Genomic DNA, 24,118 nt, shown 5'->3' with positions numbered 1-24,118 from the left:
TCATTCAAGAAAAAATTGACTCATCCGCCAGCTGCCTGCTTGAACGCAACAGTGCGGCCACATCCAAAATCAGGGACACGCCACCATCGCCCAGGATGGTTGCCCCGGAAATCCCGGTGACTTTGCGATAGTTGGATTCCAGATTTTTGACCACCACCTGTTGCTGCCCTACCAGGTCATCGACAAACAACCCTGCTTTTTTGCCATCCGACTCCAAAATAACAACTATGCCTTGTGATGGATCGGTAAATCTGGGTTCGATATCAAACATCTGGTACAGAGGAATCAGCGGCAGATATTCGCCGCGCACCTTGATCACTCTGCCCTTGCCGCTGATTTCTTTGATATCGGCAGGCACTGGTTGCAGCGATTCGACCACAAAACTTAGCGGCAGAATGTAAATTTCCTCGCCGACTTTAATCGACATGCCATCCAGGATGGCCAAGGTCAAGGGCAGCGAGATCGAAATTGTGGTGCCGAAACCTTTAGCGGAGCGGATGTCAACTGAACCGCCCATGGTGGTGATATTACGCTTGACCACGTCCATGCCGACGCCACGCCCGGAAACATCAGTCACCGTTTCCGCCGTTGAAAAACCGGGCGCGAAAATCAATTGCCAGACATCGCTATCGCTCATGCCATCAGAAACCGGCAACCCTTGCTGTTTGGCTTTGGCCAGAATCTTTTCCCGGTTCAAGCCACCGCCATCATCGCTGACTTCAATCACGATATTGCCGCCTTGATGACCTGCGGATAAAAACAGGCGGCCAGCCTCGCTTTTGCCAGCCGCCACACGCGCAGCCGGCATTTCGATACCATGGTCAATACTGTTACGCACCAAGTGAGTGAGCGGATCAACGATGCGCTCAATCAAGCCTTTGTCCAATTCTGTCGCAGCGCCATGGGTGATAAAGTCCACCTTTTTACCCAGCTTGGCCGCCAGATCGCGCACCATGCGTGGGAATCGCGAAAACACGAAATCCATCGGCATCATGCGGATAGACATCACCGCTTCCTGCAAGTCACGGGTATTACGGGTGAGCTGGCTGACGCTGTTGAGCAGCCGTTCATGCAACATCGGATCCAATGAACTGGTGCGCTGCTCAATCATCGCCTGGGTAATAACCAGCTCACCGATCAGGTTGATAAGCTGATCAACTTTCTCAATACTGACGCGAATGGAAGAAGATTCGGCAGAAGCCGGGGCCTTTTCTGGTGCGCCTTCGCGTTTAGGCGGCAGTTTCTTCTCAACTTTGACGGCTTCCACATCCGCCGCTGCTGCAGTATTCTCGCTGCGTGCGGCAGAGGCCGCCAGCACAGTCTCCATACCGGCAGGTGGCGCTTTGGCATTACTGCGGATTTCATCCAGCGGTTGGAAAAAGCCATAGCCGCGCTCATCATCCGACATTTCTTCGGCATTGCTGCTGACCGGCTCTTCCATGGGCTCAAAAAAGCCATAACCGCGTTCTTTCTCAAGCTTCTCTTGCTGCGCTTTTTCCTGCGCCTGCTGCTCCGGGCTCAGATTGCCGGTTTCAGTGATCTTCAGATCGTTTGGATCAAGTACGAAGGAACAAATTGCAACGATGTCGTCCACCCCTTCGCTTGTGGTCAGAGTCAGGGCATAGCGGGAGGAATCTATCGCACTGGTTGCAATCTGTCCCAATAAACCCAGTTCGGCGACCAGGGCATTGATATCCCGCTCCGGCAATTTCGGCAATTCAATCCGATAACGGTGTGCCCCCTGTGGAATCGGACTGTTGGCTTGCAGTACTGACTGGAAGGCCAATACAGGCCCTTGCGATGCGGCGACTGCGACCGGCTCCTCAGATAAGGATTGCAACATCATACGGGCATTGCCAACGGCATCCTGATCCACCGGAGTGCCGAGCTTATGCCCGTCAAGTTGCATCTTCAAAATGTCTTTTGCAACCAGAAACGCATCGACATGCTCGGCGGTCAATGCCATTTCGCCTTTGCGGATACGATCCAGCAGAGACTCCAGAATATGCGTCACCTCGGTCATATCGGTCAGGCCGAAGGTGGCGGCGCCCCCCTTGACTGAATGCGCGGTGCGGAAAATCGCATTCAAATCTTCAGAGTCCGGGGCCGCAACATCCACAGCCAACAGCAAGCGCTCCATTTCAGCGAGCAATTCTTCGGCCTCATCGAAAAACACCTGAAAAAACTGGCTGATGTCGATGGTCATTATCAGACTCCGTTACGGTCGGATTTCATGGCGGTGAGAATCTCTCAACCAATCACTTTTTTCACGACCTCAATCAATCGTTGCGGATCAAAAGGCTTCACCAACCAGCCATTTGCCCCGGCGGCACGGCCCTTTGCCTTCATTTCATCACTTGACTCTGTCGTCAACATCAAAATTGGCACTTTCTGGTAGCTGGCCAAGCCACGCAAAAGCTTGATCAAGGCCAAACCGTCCATGCGCGGCATGTTTTGGTCTGTCAGCACCAGATCAACGGTCTGATTTTTGGCTTTTTCGAGCCCATCCTGCCCATCCACTGCTTCAACCACTTGATAACCCGCAGCTTTCAGGCTGAACGCCACCATTTGTCGCAGTGAGCTAGAATCGTCAACTGCCAGAATTGTCTTTGCCATCTCCACTCCCACAGTTCAAGATTAGTCTGATGCCACCCCCGCACATGCAGACTGTTTCCCTTAGAATAGCTCAATATCGCCGCTTTCCAGATGCTTTTGATCAACCGCTTTGCGCAAAACGCTGCGCAACTCCAGGCTTTGTACGGCAAGCGCGGTATTGATATTGCTCAAGACATTCATGATGTCATCATTTTCCGCCTGTTGATGAATTTCCGCACCGTTTGATCCCAGTGTACCCAAAAATTCACGCAAACCGGTCACCCGTTTCAATGTGCGGTCAAGCAGCTGGTTCGTCATGTCCTGAAATTGCATGCATGTCACCGCCGCATTCACATGGCCGCCAATAGCATCCGGCATCGCCACCAACCCGGCCACCGCATCCGCCTCCGGCTTTCCACCGGAGAGCAGCAAATCGATAGTTTGCTGTTGCGCACTTACAACCGCATGAATCGCCATGAAGTTGGCGCCTAACTTTTCGATGGCCTCTTCAAGCAACAACGATGTTTGCCGCAAATCGGCTTCCACTTCTGTCAAATGCCGTATCCCATGATCAGAGACCCCGGTCAGCAGACGCTTGACATGCGAACTCAATGCTTTATTTCTGCTCATGGCTACCTTCCTATCGCTCGGGTTCCTCGAGGCAGTCGGCGCTGACTGTCACTGCTTGCCAGCTTGCACCGGCGCCGGAGCGGCTTCCACTTGATTACTGACTTCCATCGTTGCGCCATCCGAAGTGATGTACTCCTCGGTGCGCTTATTCATGACCACAATGCTGATGCGCCGGTTGATCGGATTGTACTTGTCGGATTTGTCCAAATGCACTGAATCCGCCAATCCCACCACCCGCACCACTTTGTTTTCATCCATCCCGCCTGCGATCATTTCACGCCGTGAGGCATTGGCGCGATCCGCTGACAATTCCCAATTGCTGTAACCCCTGTCGCCACTGGCATATGGTTTTGAATCCGTATGCCCGGACAAACTGACCCGGTTTGTCACGCCATTGAGCGCAATCCCTATCACATGCAAAATTTCTTTAGTGTAAGGTTGCAACTCACTCCTTGCCAAAGCGAACATCGGGCGGTTTTGCTCATCCACAATCTGGATACGCAAGCCTTCAGTGGTGATATCAATCAAGAGTTGCTTTTTAAATTCACTCAGATTGACATCATTGACAATGACCTGCTCAATCCTTTCCTTAAGTTTCTTCAGCTTCTCAGCCTCGACCTTTTCCAACTCCGCCTTTGCCGCTTTCAAATCATAGTTTTTCTTTTGCGGCGGATCGCTGCCGCGCTTCACCTGCCCTTCCTTCTTGGTCAGATCTTTGCCGCCGCCTTGCAATACGCTGGAGCTGTCGCCACTGCCAGAACCTCCCAGCAAGCCGACTTTGAGCGGAGTCTGGAAATACTCGGCAATCCCGTTCAAATCGCCCTTGGTAGTCGAGCCCAGCAACCACATCAACAAAAAGAAGGCCATCATGGCGGTGACGAAATCAGCATAGGCAATCTTCCAGGCGCCGCCGTGATGCCCGCCACCATGCTTTTTGACCCGCTTGACGATAATGGGCCGTATACCTTCGTCTGCCATCCGTCCACCCTGCCTTTACTTGGACTTGCCTTTTTTCACATATTCCTCCAGCTCAGAGAAGCTGGGACGCTCAGTTGAATACAGCACTTTGCGCCCGAACTCCACCGCCAAAGCAGGCGCATAACCATTCAGGCTTGCCAGCAATGTCACTTTGACGCACTGGAACATCTTGGACGACTCTTCGAGTTTTTGCGTCAACAAGCTGCCAAGCGGGCCAATAAAGCCATATGCAAGCAAAATCCCCAGGAAGGTGCCGACCAGCGCATTGGCAATCAAAATCCCCAACTCCGCCGGCGGAATCCCGACTGAAGCCATGGTATGCACCACCCCCATCACCGCAGCCACAATGCCGAACGCCGGCATACCGTCGCCGAGCGCCTGGATACAATGCGCCGGCACTGCACCTTCGTGATGGTGGGTTTCGATTTCATTATCCATCAGATTTTCAATTTGAAAAGCATCCATATTGCCTGACACCATCAGGCGCAGGTAGTCAGTCATGAACTCGACAATATGGTGATCTTCCAGAACGGTGGGATACTTTGAGAAGACCGGACTTTCCTCCGGTTTTTCGATGTCGCCTTCGATCGACATCAGGCCCTCTTTGCGCACTTTGCTCAGCACGTCAAACAATAAGGCCATCAATTCGAGATACAGGTCTTTGTTGTAGCGCGAACCTTTGAGCACAGTAGGCAGCGCTTTGAGCGTGGCTTTGATGGCTTTGCCATTGTTGCCGACCAGGAAAGCGCCGACTGCCGCGCCGCCGATCATCAGCAATTCAACAGGCTGAAACAGCGATGAAAGGTGACCGCCGGCAAGGGCGAAACCACCAAACACCGAAGCCAACACGATCACATATCCGATGATGACTAACAAGCTTGCCACTCCTTAGCGTTAGAGCAAAGAGCCATCCGTCAAATCCGCCCCAAAAGTGACGGAACCGGTGGCGCAAGTCCTATTCCAGCACAAAGCCACTGCAGCGCACAGCCGCTTGTCCCCGATTCAGCTGCGGAGAACCAAGCTTGCCCCTCAGGAAGAACAATAGCGTGAGAATGCGCCGCTAGCAAGCAAATCGCATGATTTACGTCTTAAAAGCGCCAACCATACAAAATCCTGGCGCGCCGCCCCAACACTATGCTGTAATCCGCAACATGTCCCGGCACTGGGAATTCGTATGAGAAAAAATGACTGCCTGGCCGCATCTGCTCTTTCAGCTGGAGCCATAGCGAAGGCATGGCCGGCGGGGCCAGGTAGGCGAACACCAGATCGTATTGCCCCAAGTCGAGGCTTTGGTAATCGCATCTGAGAAATTGCACACGGCTGCCGCACAGTTTGGCGCGCAGGCGGCTGATCAACCATGGCAAGGGGGCCATCTCCACACCATGCAAAATCAGATCCGGGCGCTGCTTTTCAAGAAAAAGCAACATACCGCCCAAGCCGCTGCCAAGATCGGCGACGCGACATGGGCCGTCAGGCAATTGACTCAGGATTTGCCGCCACACGATTGAGCCGGAGGGATAGTAAGGAACCTGGGTGCGGAAAGTGCTCCAATACAACAACACGGAGAACACAAAAGCGGCTAAATACCACGCAGGCGCGATACGCCACTGCAAGGCATACACTAAGGCCAGTGGAAACAGAAATTGAATCAACCACCACCAGCGCTGCAAACCAAGCATGAAGGCCAACGCCGCAGCCAGCGCCCCCTGCATGCAAGCGAGCAACAAGATGCGGAATGCCGCATCTTCCGGCGGCACAAGCCGCACCAGATATGGCAAACAAAGCCGTAACAACACCAGGGCGAACAACTGCGCCAACAAGGCGCGCAAGGCCGGACTGCGCCACCAGGGACGGCGCAAGGCTGCCGTCTGTGACGGCGTCATGCGCATAACCCTGTATCAAGCAGCCATTTGGCGTGCATCAAGCGCTTTGCGGGTTTTGCCGGCGCGTGAAGGCATATGGCACAAGCCGCATACATATTCATTATTCAGATCAAGAGAGTTGACCACAAAGTGTCCGCCACATTTGTCGCAGCATGCAGTTTTCAGCATCCCGCTGCCAAAAAAGCGCACCAACGTCCAAGCCCGGGTTAATGACAGCACCGGCTCTTCACCTGGCTCATACGGCGTTTGCTCCAAGTATAACTTGTAAGCCTTCATGACCGCCTCAATCCCGCTGATGCCTGCATGCTCCACCAGATAATGGTAGATGTTCATAAACAGCGAGGAATGAATATTCGGCTGCCAAGTCAGAAACCAGTCTGCGGAGAATGGCAGCATGCCTTTTGGCGGCGAGACTCCCTTGAGTTCTTTATAGAGCTTGAGCAAGCGCTCACGCGACAAGGCCACTTCAGACTCCAGCAGCTGCAAACGTGCGCCAAGATTGATTAACTCAATCGCCAGTTGGATTTCATGTGCTTCCGACACCACGCTCTTTTGCGCCATGATCATTCTCCCCGTTTCAAACGAACCGCATTAAGCAATCGCTTCAACAGCCTGCCCGGCCATCAGAATGGCGGCATGCGACTGCGCCAGGGTGCGGTCTTTGTTGTAGTTGGTGAGCATCATCAGAATGGCGCTGTCGTCGAAGCGGAAGCGCGCCAGCATCATATTGGAGCCAGCCAGCTTGAGAATTTGCGCATTGCTCATGCCTTCGATCAATTCAGCAATATCTTTGCTGATGCCAAGGCGGAAAATTGCGCTGGCTTTGTCTGCCCGGATCATTTGCTGAGCCAGCATCAGATAGCTCAAATTGGCGTCACGGATTTCAGCCATCATGTCATTTGCAGTCATGTCGTTCTCCTCGATCAGTTGTACTGTCGCTGTTTGCATTGCCGATGAGACACATTCTGCAAGTGGGAGGATTTGCCGTGAATAGGACGCTGACTGTTTTTTTTGTAAGAGTAAACAAGGCAAGGCCGTAGGCGTTTGTCTTACAAACGCACAGCACAATGGGGAAAATCCCTGAAAATCAAGGAAATAGAGGCGAAGACAAGCTAAAAGCAAGCTTGGGAAAGCATCGATTTACTGCTGTTTTTCCCAGTTTTGTGCGCTTTGTATCGGCAATGCACACAAGGAATCTGATCAAACAACCGCTGACTGCTCACAACAACCACAGCAAAACGATGCATTTTCACAACAAAAACACCCTTCCGGCGATCTTGCTGCATTTCAGGCTTGTTCAACTTAAGCGATGTATCGGCAACGCAAACGAGAACTTTAGGCCTGTCTGAAACTTTTTTTGAAACCCTTTTCCGGGCATCTGGATTGGTTAACGGCACGAACTTGAGGAACTTTAGGGTTGAAGTGAAAAATTTTTTAAAAATTTTTTAGCTATCAACCGGCAAGCTTTTAGACAAGATACACAACATAATCTTATCACACTCATAATTTTCTTGCCCTCAACACGGATTCACGCGTATCTAAACTACTTAACGGCAGGCTTGAGGCCAACTTTAGGGTTTGATGAAAAAAAATTTTCATCTTCGGCTCACCTTGCGCAAAACAGGTGATGACGCAGAATCAGCATAAAATCCAGGCGTGCCACGTCCTTCGCCCATTGCCGTCTTATCATGCCGGGGGCGCAGGAAAACGCCCTGCCCGTCTATATCAACAGGAGTAATCAGATGCTGACCCGTGAAGATTGCCTGCAACTCGATGCCAAGGACACCATCAGCGCCTTGCGTGACGCTTTTGATCTGCCTGAAGGGCTGATTTATCTGGATGGCAATTCTTTAGGGGCCAAGCCCAAAGCCGCCAGTCTGCGCGCACAACAAGTGGTGGACCAACAATGGGGGCAAGACTTGATCCAAAGCTGGAACAAAGCGCATTGGTTTGAGTTGCCCATGAAACTGGGCATGCAAATGCTGGATCTGCTGGGAGCCTGGCCGAATGAAGTTGCGGTGACCGACACCACATCGGTGAATCTGTTCAAAGCGCTGGCGTTTTGCCTCAAGCATCAAGCGCAGAAAGATCCCGCGCGTAAAAAAATCATCAGTGAACGCAGCAATTTCCCCTCCGACTTATATATAGCGCAAGGCCTGTCCAACTGGCTTGAGCAGGGGCATGAACTGGTGTTGCTCGATGATATAGCCGACCTGCCCAAGGTCTTGAATGAAGAATGCGCGGTGCTGATGCTCACGCATGTCAACTATCGCAGCGGGGCCATGCTGCCGATGCAGGAAATCACCGCATTGGCGCACCAGCATGGCGCCTTGATGCTGTGGGATCTGGCTCACTCTGCCGGCGCGGTTCCATTGGATTTGCGCGGCTGCGACGCGGATCTTGCGGTCGGCTGCACCTATAAATATTTGAATGGCGGCCCGGGCGCGCCAGCATTTATCTGGATCCACAGCCGTTTTCTGCGCGATTTTGAGCAACCGCTGTCCGGCTGGTGGAGCCATATTGAGCCATTCGCGATGCGCCCGGAATACCGGCCCACGCCTGGCATCGGGCGCGCGCTTTGTGGCACGCAGTGCATTGTTTCAATGTCTCTGGTGGAATGCGGGCTGGATGTGTTTGCGCGCACCGATATGCAGGCGATCCGGGCAAAATCTTTGGCCTTGGGCGATTTGATGCTGGCGCTGCTGGAGCAGGAATGCGCCGGACTGGATGTGCAAGTCATCACGCCACGCGAGCACGCCCGTCGCGGCAGCCAGATTTGCCTGGCGCATCCGCATGCTTATGGCGTCATGCAAGCACTGATCAAGCGCGGTGTGGTCGGTGATTATCGGGCGCCGGACATCATGCGCTTCGGCTTGGCCCCGCTCTATGTGCGCTTTGTGGATATCTGGGACGCGGTATACGTCCTGAAGGAAATTTTGCAAAAACAGGAATACGACCCAGACGCAATCCCGCTGCTGGTCAGTTAATTAATATGCATACATCCCCCGCCTGTAAACAGTGCGGGGGATGCTGCAGCAAACAATCTAAGGCTGATAAACAGCGTATGCCTCAGGCCGCATTAAGCAGCATTTCATTGATGCGCTTCACAAAACCAGCCGGATTTTCCAGCGTGCCGCCTTCAGCCAGCAAGGCCTGATCAAACAGCACATGACTCCAGTCGGCAAACTTGCCACCCTTGCTGTCTTCGTATTTCAGTTTTTGCACCAGCGGATGGTCCGGGTTGATTTCCAGAATCGGCTTGGCGTCCGGGGCTTTTTGGCCGGCAGCTTTGAGCATGCGCACCAGATTGCCGGACATTTCATGCTCATCCGCCACCAGGCAGGCCGGCGAGCCGGTCAGGCGGTGGGTGACGCGCACTTCCTTGGCCTTTTCTTTCAAGACATCCTTCATGTTTTCAACCAGGTCTTTGAAAGATGCCTCAGTTTCCTCATGCTGCTTCTTCTCGGCTTCATCTTCCAGCTTGCCCAGATCCAGGCCGCCTTTCGCCACCGAGACCAGTTCCTTGCCATCAAACTCATTGATGAAGGAGAGCATCCATTCATCCACCCGGTCGGTCAAGAGCAAGACTTCGACGCCCTTCTTATTAAAGATTTCCAGATGCGGGCTGTTTTTCGCCGCCACATAGCTATCTGCCGTGACATAGAAAATCTTTTCCTGACCTTCTTTCATCCGCCCCAGGTAATCGCTCAATGACACGGTTTGCGCATCGCTGTCATGATGGGTGGAGGCAAAGCGCAATAATTTGGCGATGCGCTCTTTATTATTACTGTCTTCGCCAATGCCTTCCTTCAACACCTGGCCGAACTCACCCCAGAAAGTGGCGTATTTGTCCTTATTCGCCTGTTCTTCGCTGTTGGCTAATTCTTCCAACATCGACAACACGCGCTTGGTCGAACCTTCACGGATCGCTTTCACATCGCGCGACTCTTGCAAAATCTCACGCGAGACATTCAGCGGCAAATCATTGGAGTCGATGACGCCACGGATGAAGCGCAGATAGGTCGGCATCAACTGCTCAGCGTCATCCATGATGAAGATGCGCTTGACGTACAGCTTGATGCCGCCGCGCTTGTTGCGATCCCATAAATCATATGGCGCGCGCGCCGGCACATACAACAGCTGAGTGTATTCGCTGCGCCCTTCCACCCGGTTATGGGTATAGGTCAGCGGCGCTTCAAAATCATGCGACACATGTTTATAGAACTCTTCATATTGCTCATGCGTCACATCAGACTTGCTGCGAGTCCACAAAGCGCTCGCCTGATTGATGGTTTCCCATTCATCCTTGGTCACCATTTCTTTCTTTTCCTCATCCCACTCTTCTTTGAGCATGCGGATGGGCAGTGAGATATGGTCGGAATATTTGCGGATGATGGACTTCAGTTTCCATGCGGAAAGGAATTCATCTTCCTCTTCACGCAAATGCAAAATGATATCGGTGCCACGGTTTTCTTTGTGGATGGTTTCCACGGTGTAATCACCCGCGCCGCCGGATTCCCAGCACACCGCTTCTTCAGCGCTGGCGCCGGCGCGACGGGATTTGACGGTGATTTTATCGGCAACGATAAAACCGGAGTAAAAGCCTACGCCGAACTGGCCGATCAGGGCCGCATCTTTTTGTTGATCGCCGGAGAGCTTGCCGAAAAATTCTTTGGTGCCTGATTTGGCGATGGTGCCCAGATGCTGGATTGCCTCGTCGCGGCTCATACCGATGCCGTTGTCGGAAATCGTCACGGTGCGCGCATCTTTATCGAAGCTGATCTTGATCAGCAATTCGTGGTCATTGCCGTACAGCGCATCGTTGTTGATCGCCTCAAAGCGCAATTTATCAGCGGCATCTGAAGCATTGGATATCAACTCGCGTAAAAAAATTTCCTTATTGGAATACAGCGAATGAATCATCAAATGCAGCAGTTGTTTGACTTCAGCCTGAAATCCCAGGGTTTGCTTTTCTGAAACGCTCATTTTTCTTCCTCGTTGGAAACAGGGTTGTGGAAAGATTCGCCCGAAATGGGGATGCGCGGGCATATTTCAAGCGCTGCGGCAGAAAAAAATCGCGCGTCTTTTACGCCTGCCATGACTTTTACACTGCAAAAGGAATACAGGGTTTCATTTTCCCGAAGCCATGATGTATAGTCACGGCAGAAGGCAGACAACGCACACTGCCTTAACTGACTGCTGCCAGATTGACAACGAATAATTGTCCTTGAGCGGCAAAATCCGCCGAACTGTTCTCAGGAGGCAACAAAGCTGCAGATAGATCGCATTGCATCGCCCACTTTTGTTCCAGCACAAGCATAATCTGAAGAACTTCAGAAAACGATTCCCGCCAGCTTGGCTTGAGCAGTTTTTTCGGAAAGATTACTGATTGGCAATGTTTCGCAACTACCTACGCCGCACCGGCTTCAGCCTGCAATTGACCGTGATCATTTCCACGGCCATTCTGGGGCTGGCTTTATTCTCTTCCATGACCAACTCGCTGGAGGCAAGCCGGCGCATGCGTGGTTATTTTGTGGAACAGGGTGAGCGCATAGCTGAAAATCTGGCGCGTCAAAGCACGCTGGCCTTACTCTACCACTCAGGCGACAATGCGCGCGAAGGCGTCGCCACCACGCTCACCTTTCCCGATGTGCTGCAGGTTGAAATCACCAACGCCAACCATAAACCCTTGGTGATCCAGGCCAAAGCCGGCGCCCGCAACGCCAATTTCCCCAAATTGCCGCCGCAAATCCTCTCCATCGCCAAAATGGAACATGAGACCGGCGAATGGTGGCGCTTCGGGGCGCCTGTGTATGAAGGACAAGCTGAAAGTTCGCCCTTTGAAGAGGCGCGTCAGCCGCAGCTGCTGGGCTATGTGCATGTGGTGATCGCCAAAAACACATTAAACCGCCTCACCACCTCCCTCTTCATCACCAATCTTGCCGTCACCTTATTGTTTACAGCGATTTTATTGCTGCTGGTGAATTGGCTGACGCGACACGCTTTGATCCCCTTGAACGCCCTGTCCAATCTGATGCGGCGCGCGGAAGCTGGCGAATCGGGTATGCGCGCCGAGGCGCAAGGCCCGCGCGACCTGATCGAAATGGCGCACGCTTTCAACAAAATGATGAATGTGCTGGAAGAGCGCGAAGAAGAACTCAAGCAATCACGCGACAAAGCGGTGAATATGGCGTTGATGAAAGCGCAATTCGCCGCCACAGTCAGCCATGAAGTGCGCACCCCGCTCAATGGGGTGGTGGGCATGCTGGACATGCTCAAGGAAATGAATCTGACCAAACGCCAGCAGGAATGCGTGGAAGTGGCCTGGAGCTCCTCGCGCACCCTGATCGATCTGATCAACAATATTCTCGATTTTTCCAAAATGGAGGCCGGCAAGCTGGAGCTGGAAGAAATCGACTTCGATTTGCGCAAGCTGATGGAAGAAGTGATCGAGCTGATCGCCAAACAAGCCCAGCAAAAAGGTTTGGAGCTTGGCTATCTGCTGGGGCCGGATGTGCCGGACCGGATCAAGGGCGACTCCCTGCGCATGCGCCAGATCTTAATCAATCTGATCGGCAATGCAGTCAAATTCACTGACAAAGGCGAAGTGGCGATTCGTATCAGCCGTTGCGACAGCAGCGATGGGCAATTATTTTTGCGCTTTGAAGTCGCCGACACCGGCATCGGCATGACGCAGGATGCGGTCAACCATGTCTTCACCGCCTTCGCGCAGGCAGACCCCTCCACCACACGCAAATATGGCGGCACCGGTCTGGGGCTGGCAATCTGCAAACAATTGGTGGGATTGCTGGGCGGTGAAATCGGCGTCGCCAGCCAATATGGCAAAGGCACCACGTTTTATTTCTCGATCCGCTACAAACAAGCCGACCAATTACCGGATCAAACCCAGGATCACAGCTTAAAAGGACTGCGCGTGCTGGTGGTGGATGAAAGCGAAATTGTGCGCAGTTTCCTGGAACAAAATCTGACGCGCAGCTTGATGCATTGCCATACCGTGCGCAATGGCAACGAAGCCGTGCAGGAATTACGTCGCGCCAAACAGGAAAACCTGCATCAGTACGGCTTGGTGATCATGGATATCGGCGCAATCGATGAAAACGGAATTGATCTGGCGCGCCGCATTCATGCCGACTACCCCGCCAATCAAGTCCGCATCCTGGTGCTGGATCGCTACAGCACGCCCAGCGCGATCACCCAAAGCGGGGTTGAAGCCACCCTTGGCAAACCGCTGCGTTTAGACCGTTTGCTGGAAACCATCAAACAATTGATGACCGAGGAAAACGAGCTAAGCACAGCAAACTCTGCCGGCCTAAGCAGCAGCAGCGCGCCGCTGGCGAATAAGGAATTCCGGATTTTGGTGGCCGAAGACAATCGCACCAATCAGATGGTGGCGGCGGGCATGCTGGCCATGAACGGCTGTCATTGCGAATTTGCCGCGAATGGGCGCGAAGCGATGGAAATGGCGCGCAGCGCCCGCTTTGATTTGATTTTGATGGATTGCAGCATGCCGGAAATGGATGGCTACGAAGCCACCGCGCATATCCGCAATTATGAAGAAAGCGCCGGCCTGCGCACCCCGATCATCGCGATGACGGCGAACACACAAAGAGGCGATGCAGAAAAATGTCTGGCGGCGGGCATGGATGATTATCTGGCCAAGCCGATCACCCTGATCGAATTGCGGCAAAAACTGGAACTCTGGCTGCCGCGCGTCAAAGATGAAGAGCTGGGCAACGCGCAAAGCGCCCCGGCGGCAGGCGAGCGCAATCTGCCGGATCTGCCGGAAGGCGGCCCGCTCGACCATGTGATCTTCGACAAGCTGCGCGAGATCCTCGGCCCCTCGCTGGATCAGGCGGTCAAACCCTTCCTCGAAGATACGCCCGGCTATCTGGATCAGCTCGAAGTCGCCGTGCGCGACAATAACGCCGAAAAAGCGCGCGCCGCAGCCCATGCGGTCAAAGGCAGCAGCGGCAATCTGGGCGCGGTGCAACTCTCGCAAATCGCCAAGCAGGCGGAAGAATTGGCGCTGGATCATCAGGTCGGCGACATCGCCGCCCTGCTGCCGCATCTGCGCACCGCATTTGAAGCAGTGGCCCGCGTGCTCAACTCCGAAGTATCGATTGAAGATGTTCTCTTGCCGCAACAGGAAGAGGAAATGGCGCAAGTGCTGGTGGTGGACGACGACCGCAGCACACGCAGCGCCCTGCGCCACACCCTGCTGCGCGATGGTTTCCGGGTCGAAGAAGCGGCGGATGGCGCACAAGCCTTGATGATGCTCAAACGCTTCCAGCCGGATGTGATTTTGATGGATGCTGTGATGCCGGTAATGGATGGCTTCACCGCCTGCGCCAGGATTCAGGAAATGCCCAACGGGCGCGCCATTCCGGTCTTGATGATCACCGGCTTGGAAGACAATGTATCAGTTGAACGCGCCTTTGCCGCCGGCGCCAGCGACTATATTCCAAAACCGATTCACTTTGCCGTGCTGAGCCAGCGCGTGCGCCGCATCATCGAGGCCAATCGCGCTGAAAAACGCATCCGCCATCTGGCTTATAACGATTTGCTGACCGGCTTGCCGAACCGCACCCTGTTCTTTGACAAACTCGGCAAAAGTCTGGATCAGGCCAGGATCAGCGGCGGTCAGCTGGCCGTGCTGTTCCTGGACTTGGACCGCTTCAAATACGTCAACGACAATCTGGGCCATGATGTCGGCGACCGCCTGCTGGTGGCGGTGGCGCACCGGGTGCGGCGCAGCGTGCGCAATGTCGATTGCGTGGCGCGCTTGGGCGGCGATGAATTCACCGTGGTGCTGGATGAGCTTGACGGGCCGGCGGCGGCGGCTACTGCGGCGCAAAATATCTGCCGCGTCTTATCCGCGCCCTTCCAGATTGACGGCCACGACATTTTCGTCACCAGCAGCGTCGGCATCGCCATGTATCCCAGCGACGGCGCAGATGTCAGCACCCTGGTCAAGCATGCCGATACCGCAATGTACCGCGCCAAGAAAAACAATTCCGGCTTCCAATTCTTTGAAGCCTCGATGGAGCATTCCATCTCTGAACATGTGCGCATGGAAAGCGATTTGCGGCGCGCCTTAGATAATCAGGAACTGGATGTGTACTACCAGCCGCAGGCGCGCTTAGACACCGGCGAAATCATCGGCATGGAAGCGCTGGTGCGCTGGCACCATCCTATCCGTGGCATCGTCTCGCCGGCAGACTTCATCCCGCTGGCGGAAGAAACCGGCTTGATCAAGCCGCTGGGCGATTGGGTTTTGCGCACCGCCTGCCAGCAAATCAAACGCTGGAGCGAAATGAGCAATATGCCGCCGCTGCGGGTGGCGGTGAATCTATCGGTCAAACAATTGCTGCAAAAAGATTTCGCCAGCACCGTCGAATCCGTACTGGCCTCGACCGGCCTGCCGCCGCATGCGCTGGAATTGGAAATCACCGAAAGCACTTTGATGGAAAACGCCGGCGATACGCTGGAAGCCTTAACCCGCTTGCGCAATCTGGGGCTGCGCTTATCGATTGACGATTTCGGCACCGGTTATTCTTCCCTCTCCTACCTGAAGCGCTTCCCGGTGGACATCATCAAAATTGACCGCTCCTTTGTGCGCGACACGCCGCACGACACGGATGACGCGGCAATTGTCACCGGCATCATCGCCCTGGCTCACAGCCTGCGGCTGGAAGTGGTGGCCGAAGGTGTGGAAAGCGAAGCCCAGCTGCGCTTCTTGCGGGAACAGGCTTGCGACATCCTGCAGGGCTACTATTTGAGCAAACCGATTCCCGCCGACAAATTCGAGCAGTTCATTCTCTCTAAAGCGCATTTGCAAGTAGAAGGCTTGGCCACCGTCACCGAAGACGCCGCCTGATACAAGGCGCAATAAAAAACGCGCTGCTTGAACTGCAGCGCGTTTTTTTATACACGGCCAGAAGGCCGCGTCACTTCTTAAATCTCTTCGTACAAGGGCAAGGTCAAAAACTCTTCAAAAGCTTCGCTGGTGGACATCTTTTCAAAAATTTGCGCAGCGCGCGGGTAAGTGGCGCCATCGCCTGCCACCGCCTGCACCTTGGCCAATTCTTCCGGAATCATCGCCCGCACCATATCTGCCGTTACCTTGCGCCCATCTTCCAGCACGCCTTTGTCCGAACGGATCCACTGCCACACCTGGGAACGCGAGATTTCAGCAGTCGCCGCATCTTCCATCAAATTATGAATCGGCACACAGCCATTGCCCGCCAGCCATGCGCCCAGATAATGAATGCCGACATTGATGTTGTAACGCAAACCGGCTTCCGTGATCGGCGTTTCCGGCTGGAAATTGAGCAAATCAGCTGCGCTCACCGTCACATCCGGGCGCTGCTTATCGATCTGGTTTTGCTTATCGCCCAACACCTTCTTGAACTCAGTCATCGCCAGATCGACCAGTCCCGGATGCGCCACCCAGCCGCCGTCATAGCCATCGCTGGCGTCGCGCGCTTTGTCGCTACGCACCCCGCCCATCGCGATTTCATTCTTTTCGGCGTCGTTTTTAATCGGAATCAAGGCCGACATGCCGCCGATTGCCGGCGCATTGCGCTTGTGGCAAGTCTTCAGCAAGAGCAAGGCGTAAGCGCGCATAAACGGCGCCGTCATGGTCACTTTGGCGCGATCGGCGAGGCAGAAAGACTTATCCAGCTTGAATTTCTTGATGCAGGAAAAGATGTAATCCCAGCGCCCGGCGTTCAAACCGCTGCTGTGTTCGCGCAACTCGTACAGGATTTCATCCATTTCAAAGGCGGCCAGAATGGTTTCAATCAGCACCGTGGCCTTGATCGTGCCTTGCGCCAAACCCAGCTCATTTTGCGTCATCACGAAAATATCATTCCACAGACGCGCTTCCAGATGCGACTCCATCTTCGGCAGGTAGAAGTAAGGGCCGGCGCCGCGCGCCAATTGCTCTTTTGCATTGTGGAACATGAACAGGGCGAAATCGAAAATCCCGCCGGAAATGCGCTTGCCATCGACCAGCACATGCTTTTCATCCAGATGCCAGCCGCGCGGACGCACCACCAGGGTCGCCACTTTTTCATTGAGTTTGTAGGACTTGCCGTTTTGTTCCAGGCTGATTGTGCGGCGCACCGCGTCCATCATATTGATTTGACCGCTGATTTGATTATCCCAATTCGGCGCATTGGAATCCTCAAAGTCAGTCATATAACTGTCCGCGCCGGAATTCAAGGCATTAATCACCATCTTGCGCTCGACCGGGCCGGTGATTTCCACGCGGCGCGTCTTGAGCGCTTCCGGCAAGGGCGCAATCGTCCAATCGCCATTGCGGATATGCGCTGTTTCAGGCAGAAAATCAGGGCGCTCGCCAGCATCCAGACGCGCAGCGCGCACCACCCGCGCCGCCAGCAAATCCTGACGCCGCGCCTCAAAGCTGCGCGACAATTTGGCGACCAGTTCCAAGGCAGGCAAGGTCAGCACCCGCTCAAAACCCGGCTTGATCTCACCGATGATTTCCATTCCCTGCGGCAAAGTAAGTTGGCTCATTCAAAACTCCAGAAAAAAGAAAGGTAAGGCCTGGGCAGCTCATCATGCACTGCAACATGCCAGCGCCAAGCAAATGCTACACCCAGCGGCGCCGCTTGACGCATCAGTTTTCAAGTATAGGGATAAAAATGCCACAGAACAGATGGCAAAACGCATTTCATTTTTGCATTTTAGTGTTAAATTAAGCTGGATTTCAGCACATTTACTTCTGTTTATGGATCAATTCAAGCAAATCTCCACCTTTGTCGAAGTCGTGGCGCGCGGCAATCTCTCTGCCGCCGCCCGCGCCGAAGGAATCGCCCCCGCCATGATAGGGCGGCGCCTGGACGCATTAGAGGAAAGACTCGGGGTCAAGCTGCTGCAACGCACCACCCGCAAAATCGCCCTCACCGAAGAAGGCGCGGCCTTTCTGGAAGACTGCCAGCGCATTTTGCGCGAACTCGACGAAGCCGAAAGCGCGGTTTCCGCGCGCAGTGCGCACGCCAGCGGACACTTGCTGATCTCCGCCCCGGCGGGTTTTGGCCGTCAGCATGTGGCCCCGCTGCTGCCGGAATTTCTGGCGCGGCACGGCGATTTACAAGTCACGCTGAATTTAAACGACCGGGTGGTTGATTTGATCGGCGAAGGCATCGATGTCGCGATCCGCATCGCCGCCCTCTCGGATTCCTCCCTGGTCGGCGTCAAGCTGGCCGACAATAAACGGGTGATCTGCGCCACCCCGGCGTATCTCAAAAAATACGGCGTGCCGCGCACCCCGGATGATTTGCAACGCCACCACTGCTTAACCATCAGCAGCGAAGGCAGCCAAAATGGCTGGACCCTGCGCCAGCATGGCAAAAACATCGTCTGCAAAGTGGCCGGCCGCTTGCGCTGCAATGACGGCCAGGTGTTGCACGCCTGGGCGCTGGAAGGTCGCGGCCTGGCCTGGCGCTCCATGTGGGAAGTCGGCAACGACATCGCCAGTGGCCGCCTGGTGACCGTGCTGGATGAGTTTGCCGCTCCCGGCAATGATATTTACGCGGTATTTGCGCAACGCCGCCATCTGCCGCTGCGCATCCGCGCTTTTGTTGATTTTCTGCGCGACACTTATGGCCGTGCGGAATATTGGCGGCGCGACGCCGAAACTGTGAATGAACTGGAGAAACCATGAAACCTGCCCACCTGCTGGCCACCATGCTGACCGGCCTGCTTGCCGGAACCTGCCTTGCGCAGGAAAAAAACGCGCCCAAAGCGCCAATCGAGCGCCAGATTCTTTCGCGCCAGATGGCCTCAGGCGCCGGCGCGCGCGAAATCGTAACCGCCAGCGTCAGCGTAGCGCCAGGGGTGCGCGCCGGCTGGCATGTGCATCCGGGAGAAGAAATCAGCCAGATCAATGAAGGCGAAGCCACTTTGCACATTGCCGGCCAGCCGCCGCGCAAACTCAAGGCCGGCGACAGTTTTGTGATTCCCGCCGGGGTTGCGCATGACGCACAAAATCATGGCGCAGGCCCGCTCAAAGTATTCGCTGTGTACCTGGTGGAACCGGGTAAGCCCCTGGCCAGCCCGGTCAGTCCGCCGCAGGAATAAAGCACTACTGCGGATGAGGTTATTGCGCACATAAAAAAACCGCCCCCATTCAGAAAATTGTGTCTTAAAATGGGTGCAGTAAGACACTTTGTTCTTAACAGGATTTTTCACCAGATGAGGATCACCATGTCGATCACTGTACTGCGCAATTCCCTGTTTTATCTGTCCCTGGCGGCGCTTTCCCTGCCCGCCGCCGCTGGCAACGCCACCAAAGAAGAGGCCGTCGCCATGGTGCAAAAAGGGGTAGCCTTCATCAAAGCCAACGGCGCTGAAAAAGGCTACGCGGAAATCAGCAAAAAAGGCGGCCAATTCTCAGATCGCGACTTATATCTGGTCGTATATGGTCTGGATGGCACGGTGTTGGCGCACGGCGCCAATCAAAAAATGGTTGGCAAAAATCTCATCGACTTCAAAGATATCGACGGCAAGCCTTTTGTCAAAGAGCGCGTCGAGCTGGCCAAAGCCAAAGCCAATTTCTGGCAAGACTATAAATTCACCAACCCTGAAAGCCGCAAAGTCGAACCCAAGCAGATGTATTGCGAACGCCTGGGTGAAACTGCGGTATGCGGCGGGATTTATAAATAATCATTTGCCTGGCGGCGCGCCAGCCGCCAGGCAAACTCACCGCTGCATCCGTTGCCACGTCATGTTGGCAAAAAGCAAATGAGGTTGCGTATGAAAATCAAACAACGGATGTATATCGCACCAATGACAGCCCTGGCTTGCATCTTGCTTCTGGGGCTGTTGTCATTTATGGCCATGCGTTCGCAGGACAGCCGCATGGTAGAGCTGGGCGAAGTCAATCAAGCCGCCTATCGCAGCGCCAGCCAGGAACTGATACAACTGGGCGAGTTGCACGCCGAAGTGTATGGAAAAATCGCCATCATGAGCAGCATGGATGAAGCCGCCATCAAAAAGATGACCACAGACTTCATCAAGCGGCTCGACAATATCGAGCAGGAATTCGGCAAGATGCAACAAAATCCTGTGCTCAAAAACCTGGGTGAGCGCACCCTGCCCCGCCTGGGCAATTACAAAATGGCGATCAGCGCCGCACTGGATATGGGCAGCATCGATGCCAACACCGGGATTGCCTCCATGCAATCTGCCGCCGGGCATTATCAAGCCATCAAAAAAGAATTGGATTTCACGGTGCAAGACCTGGATAAGCGCACTGCCGCCGCCCTGGCCACCAGCAAAACCGTGAATATCGAAATGCTGTTTGTGATTGGCGGCACGATTTCGCTGGCGCTGTTTGGCGTGCTGGCGATTTCCAGCATGGTGGCGGCCAGCGTCACCAAACCCCTGAATGACGCCGTGCGCATTGCGCAAGCAGTGGCTGCAGGCAACTTCCACATCGACATGCCGCAAGCAGGCACAGATGAAATCGGCGACCTGATGCGCGCCTTGGCGGATATGACGCGTCAATTGGCCGAAACAGATATGCGGATGAAAGGCGAAGTGCAAATCCAGCAAACCGCCATCGCCAGCGTCAGCGCCAACATCATGATCACCAATGCCCAGGGCCAAATCATTTATCAGAATGAAGCCCTGCAAAAACTGATGCGCGAGGCGCAAGACGATATCCGCGTCAGCCTGCCGGAATTCAAGGCGGCGGCGCTGCAGGGCGGGCGCCTGGATATCTTCGGCGCAACGTTGCCGCAAGCAGGCGAATTAAGCCAAAGCCAGGGCGGGCAATTGCGTCTTGGGGCCCGTTTGTTCAGCTGGCTGGCGACGCCGATTTTCGGCGCCGAAGGGCAACGTCTGGGCTGCGTGCTGGAATGGATGGATAAAACCCGCGAAGAGCAGGAAGCACAGGCGGCGCGGCAAAATGCGCGTATCCGCCAGGCGCTCGATATGTGCGCCACCAGCATTATGATTTGCGACAGCCAGGGGCGGATCAATTATCAAAACCAATCGATGCAAAGCTTGTTTGGCGCCGGCAACAGCGTGCTGGCGCAGGCGGCGCCAGGTCTGCCGGCGCAACTGGAGGGCAGCCCGTTTGAGGCACTGGCGCAAGCCGCCGGCCTGCCAGCCGACTGGCTGCAACAATTGCAGAACAAGCAGGCACATGAATGTCAACTCGGCCCCGGCAGCTTCAAGCTGACCGCCAGCCCGGTGATTCATGACGGGCAAAGGCTGGGCACGGTGTTGGAATGGCAAGACCGCACGCAAGAGCTGGCGGCGGAACAGGAAGTGGAAGAAGTGGTGGCGAGCGCAGCGCGCGGCGACTTTTCGCTGCGTTTAGAGAGCGCAGGCAAACAAGGCTTCCTGGCCAATTTGACCAATGGCATGAACCGCATGCTGCAAGGCAGTGAGCAGGGCTTGCAGGAAATCGCCGGCATGCTGGCGGCGCTGGCGCGCGGCGACTTGAGCCAACGCATCGAAACCCGCTATGAAGGCACTTTTGGCCGGCTCAAAGATGACGCCAACGCCACCTGTGAAAAACTGGCCGGCCTGATCGCCGAAGTGCGCAGCGCCGCAGATTCTCTCTCATCCGCCGCGCAACAGGTCAGCAGCACCGCCAACAGCTTATCAAGTGCCGCGTCCAGCCAGGCCGGCAACACCGAGCGTTCCTCTAAAGCCCTGGCCTCGATGCTGGGTTCGGTGGAAAAAAACGCCGATAATGCGCGCATCACCGACGGCATCGCCGCGCGCTCCGCGCAGGAAGCGGATAGCGGCGGCCAGGCGGTCACGCAAACCATACACGCGATGCAGCAAATCGCCGCCAAAATCGGCATCGTGGACGACATCGCCTATCAAACCAATTTGCTCGCGCTCAACGCCGCCATCGAAGCCGCGCGCGCCGGCGAACATGGCAAAGGCTTTGCGGTGGTGGCGGCGGAAGTGCGCAAACTGGCCGAGCGCAGCCAGAACGCGGCGCGCGAAATCAGCAATCTGGCCGATTCCAGCCTCGGCATTTCAGAGACCGCCGGCAAAGCGCTGCAAGATATGCTGCCGGGCATACGCCAAACCTCGCATCTGGTGCAGGAAATCGCGCAAGCCTCGCAAGCACAGGCCGGCGGCCTGTCTGAAGTCAGCCAGGCCATGAATGATTTGAACAGAAACACCCAGCAAAATGCGGCGGCGGCGGAAGAATTGGCCGCCACCTCGGAACAAATGAGCAGCCAAGTGGAGCAAATGCAACATTTGATGTCTTTGTTTGTGCTGGATCAAGGCAAGCCGCCGCCAGCCGCCCCGGCGCGGCAAGAGGTGCGCACGCCCTTGCCGGCGCCAGCCAAACGCCCGACTGTGAAATGGCAAAAACCATTGCCGCTGCCCGCCTGGTAAGCCGGGCAACGGCGCGCAACACGGACTGGCTGCGGTTTGTACTGCATCAGTCCGGCTGCGCGGCTTGTCGCAACAAAAAACACAGGCCGCCCATTTGTCGTACAATGCGCGCCAGCTTTGGCACAAAAAGACCATGATGAGCACCCTGCCGCAAGCGCTTAGCGCGCACAAAAACAAGACATTCGCCACCCTGCTCGCCGCCTTTGGCGGCGCGCTGGGCCTACACCGTTTCTATTTATACGGCTGGCAAGACCGCGCCGCCTGGCTGCACGCAGCCAGCATCATTCCTTCTGGCGTATTGCTGACTTTATTTCCCGGACATACCTTTTTCGACATGCTGCCGCTGATGCTCTCAGCCCTGGCCGGCGTATTGACCGCCCTTGTCTATGGCTTGAGCGCGGATGAAAAATGGGATGCGCGCCACAATCCCGCCAGCGGCAGACAAAGCGCTTCCGGCTGGCCGCTGGCCTTATTGCTGGTGTTTACCTTTGGCGCCGGAGCGATTGCCACAATCGCCCTGCTGGCCCGCAGCTTTGATTTGCTCTGGACCGGCGGCGCCTATGGTTAATCCAAGCGCATAGCTACTGCCATAAGATTGCCTATATCACCGAACAATCCCGGCAAAACCGGAACAACCCCTATACAAAACCATGAGTGCAACCGTAAAAATTTTCCTGGTGCATGGCGAAGCAAAGCGCCTGCGCACCGCTGAATTATCGAATTGGACCGGCAAGGCGATCACTGCGCCGCGCCATGAATTTGCGCAACTTTGCGCACGCGAAGAATTGCAAGGCCCGGGCGTCTATGTGTTGACCGGGGTCGATGGCGCCAGCGGTCTGGATGCGCTGGCGATCGGCGAAGCGGATTGCCTGCGCCAATGTCTGCGCCAGCAATTGGGGCAGGACTTTTGGAACAATGTGATTTGCTTTGTCAGCAAAGATGGCCCGCTGGGCAAACCGCAACTGCGTTATCTGGCCGCGCGCCTGACCGAGATTGCGCAAGGCGCAGGCCGCGCCCAGGTCAACCATGAACCGCCGCCGGTGCGCGCCCTGCCTGAATCTGAGCGCGCTGATATGGAAGGTTTTTTGCACAATATCCGCCAACTGCTGCCGGCGCTGGGCTGTGAACTGCTGGTGCCTTCGACCCAAAGCATTGACGCCACCGACGACCAGGATGTGTTGTATTGCGATGTGCACGGATTGCAAGCCAGCGGCACCCCCAGCCCGAGCGGATTTGTGGTGTTTGCCGGTTCGCAAACCACGCTGGAAGTCAAACACCCCGAGCGCGCACTCTGGATTGCGCTCTTGCGCGAACAGCTGCTTGATGAAGGTCTGTTGGAAGAAGAAGACGATTGCCTGCGCTTTGCACGCGATATCGAATTTCCCACCCCGGCCTGTGCGGCTGCCGTGATCCATGGCGCGCCGGTGCAAGGTTTGCACTGCTGGAAAGACAGCGAAGGGCTGAGCTTGGCCCAGATTGAACAGCAGGATTGAGTCCAGCCTCAAGCGCTCAGGGCCAGGCGACGCCGGCCCGCGTCACAAGCCGGCCCGGAATTTGCGGCCAAAAAAAATCCGCCGGCGCCCCCAAGCGCCGACGGCCAATGCGGATAAATG

Annotated in this window: 19 protein-coding genes; 9 read left to right on the top strand and 10 right to left on the bottom strand. The window is 55.2% G+C overall.

Annotated features, from left to right (window positions below; genetic code table 11):
- Window positions 1-4 precede the first annotated feature (4 nt).
- The 8 genes from cheA to flhD all read right to left on the bottom strand — a co-directional run bounded on the left by cheA (window position 5) and on the right by flhD (window position 6,995).
- Window positions 5-2,206 carry a chemotaxis protein CheA gene (gene cheA, locus V8J88_RS06965; protein WP_338848641.1) on the bottom strand — a complete coding sequence of 734 codons (2,202 nt, stop codon included), beginning with the start codon at window positions 2,204-2,206 and terminating at the stop codon, window positions 5-7.
- 44 nt (window positions 2,207-2,250) lie between these two features.
- Window positions 2,251-2,616, bottom strand: a complete 366-nt coding sequence (locus tag V8J88_RS06960; protein ID WP_338848640.1) for a response regulator — start codon at window positions 2,614-2,616, stop codon at window positions 2,251-2,253.
- Window positions 2,617-2,676: 60 nt separating this feature from the next.
- Window positions 2,677-3,225: a chemotaxis protein gene (locus tag V8J88_RS06955; protein WP_338848639.1), complete on the bottom strand. Its 549-nt coding sequence runs from the start codon at window positions 3,223-3,225 to the stop codon at window positions 2,677-2,679.
- Between the two features lie 48 nt (window positions 3,226-3,273).
- Window positions 3,274-4,203: a flagellar motor protein MotB gene (gene motB, locus V8J88_RS06950; RefSeq protein WP_338848638.1), complete on the bottom strand. Its 930-nt coding sequence runs from the start codon at window positions 4,201-4,203 to the stop codon at window positions 3,274-3,276.
- Window positions 4,204-4,218: 15 nt separating this feature from the next.
- On the bottom strand, window positions 4,219-5,079 hold the full coding sequence (gene motA / locus V8J88_RS06945; protein WP_338848636.1) for a flagellar motor stator protein MotA: 861 nt from the start codon (window positions 5,077-5,079) through the stop codon (window positions 4,219-4,221).
- A gap of 212 nt (window positions 5,080-5,291) precedes the next feature.
- On the bottom strand, window positions 5,292-6,086 hold the full coding sequence (locus V8J88_RS06940; RefSeq protein ID WP_338848635.1) for a class I SAM-dependent methyltransferase: 795 nt from the start codon (window positions 6,084-6,086) through the stop codon (window positions 5,292-5,294).
- Window positions 6,087-6,101: 15 nt separating this feature from the next.
- Window positions 6,102-6,647 carry a flagellar transcriptional regulator FlhC gene (flhC, locus tag V8J88_RS06935; RefSeq protein ID WP_338848634.1) on the bottom strand — a complete coding sequence of 182 codons (546 nt, stop codon included), beginning with the start codon at window positions 6,645-6,647 and terminating at the stop codon, window positions 6,102-6,104.
- Between the two features lie 30 nt (window positions 6,648-6,677).
- Window positions 6,678-6,995: a flagellar transcriptional regulator FlhD gene (gene flhD, locus V8J88_RS06930; RefSeq protein WP_338848633.1), complete on the bottom strand. Its 318-nt coding sequence runs from the start codon at window positions 6,993-6,995 to the stop codon at window positions 6,678-6,680.
- A gap of 158 nt (window positions 6,996-7,153) precedes the next feature.
- Between flhD and V8J88_RS06925 the strand changes: the two genes are divergently transcribed.
- Window positions 7,154-7,435 (top strand): hypothetical protein, encoded by a 282-nt coding sequence (locus V8J88_RS06925; RefSeq protein WP_338848631.1) that lies wholly within the window; start codon window positions 7,154-7,156, stop codon window positions 7,433-7,435.
- A gap of 393 nt (window positions 7,436-7,828) precedes the next feature.
- Complete coding sequence (gene kynU, locus V8J88_RS06920; RefSeq protein ID WP_338848630.1) at window positions 7,829-9,073, top strand: kynureninase; 1,245 nt, start codon at window positions 7,829-7,831, stop codon at window positions 9,071-9,073.
- 82 nt (window positions 9,074-9,155) lie between these two features.
- Here the strand turns inward: kynU and htpG are convergent, their stop codons facing one another.
- Window positions 9,156-11,072, bottom strand: a complete 1,917-nt coding sequence (gene htpG, locus V8J88_RS06915; protein ID WP_338848629.1) for a molecular chaperone HtpG — start codon at window positions 11,070-11,072, stop codon at window positions 9,156-9,158.
- Window positions 11,073-11,481: 409 nt separating this feature from the next.
- Between htpG and V8J88_RS06910 the strand changes: the two genes are divergently transcribed.
- Window positions 11,482-15,984 carry an EAL domain-containing protein gene (locus tag V8J88_RS06910; protein ID WP_338848628.1) on the top strand — a complete coding sequence of 1,501 codons (4,503 nt, stop codon included), beginning with the start codon at window positions 11,482-11,484 and terminating at the stop codon, window positions 15,982-15,984.
- 77 nt (window positions 15,985-16,061) lie between these two features.
- Here the strand turns inward: V8J88_RS06910 and aceB are convergent, their stop codons facing one another.
- Entirely contained in the window at window positions 16,062-17,648 is a 1,587-nt protein-coding gene (gene aceB, locus V8J88_RS06905; RefSeq protein WP_338848626.1) for a malate synthase A, read from the bottom strand.
- Between the two features lie 214 nt (window positions 17,649-17,862).
- Here aceB and V8J88_RS06900 point away from each other — a divergent pair, with 214 nt between their 5' ends.
- From V8J88_RS06900 to V8J88_RS06875, 6 genes are all read left to right on the top strand, one after another.
- Entirely contained in the window at window positions 17,863-18,798 is a 936-nt protein-coding gene (locus tag V8J88_RS06900; protein WP_338848625.1) for a LysR family transcriptional regulator, read from the top strand.
- A complete protein-coding gene (locus V8J88_RS06895; RefSeq protein WP_338848624.1) occupies window positions 18,795-19,214 on the top strand; it encodes a cupin domain-containing protein in 420 nt (139 codons plus the stop codon). The genes V8J88_RS06900 and V8J88_RS06895 overlap by 4 nt, the downstream gene beginning before the upstream one ends.
- 126 nt (window positions 19,215-19,340) lie before the next feature.
- On the top strand, window positions 19,341-19,799 hold the full coding sequence (locus tag V8J88_RS06890) for a cache domain-containing protein (protein WP_338848623.1): 459 nt from the start codon (window positions 19,341-19,343) through the stop codon (window positions 19,797-19,799).
- A 90-nt stretch (window positions 19,800-19,889) separates the two neighbouring features.
- The gene (locus tag V8J88_RS06885) at window positions 19,890-22,505 is read left to right on the top strand and encodes a methyl-accepting chemotaxis protein (protein WP_338848622.1); all 2,616 of its coding nucleotides are present in this window, start codon (window positions 19,890-19,892) and stop codon (window positions 22,503-22,505) included.
- A gap of 133 nt (window positions 22,506-22,638) precedes the next feature.
- Entirely contained in the window at window positions 22,639-23,073 is a 435-nt protein-coding gene (locus tag V8J88_RS06880; protein ID WP_338848621.1) for an NINE protein, read from the top strand.
- Between the two features lie 82 nt (window positions 23,074-23,155).
- Window positions 23,156-23,998, top strand: coding sequence for a GIY-YIG nuclease family protein (locus V8J88_RS06875; protein WP_338848620.1), 843 nt, complete (start codon window positions 23,156-23,158; stop codon window positions 23,996-23,998).
- Window positions 23,999-24,118 lie beyond the last annotated feature (120 nt).

This window comes from Massilia sp. W12 (assembly GCF_037300705.1).
Classification (GTDB): Bacteria; Pseudomonadota; Gammaproteobacteria; order Burkholderiales; family Burkholderiaceae_D; genus JACPVY01.
The sequence above is the reverse complement of the archived record's forward strand: the minus strand, read 5'-3'. Positions and strand labels throughout refer to the sequence as shown.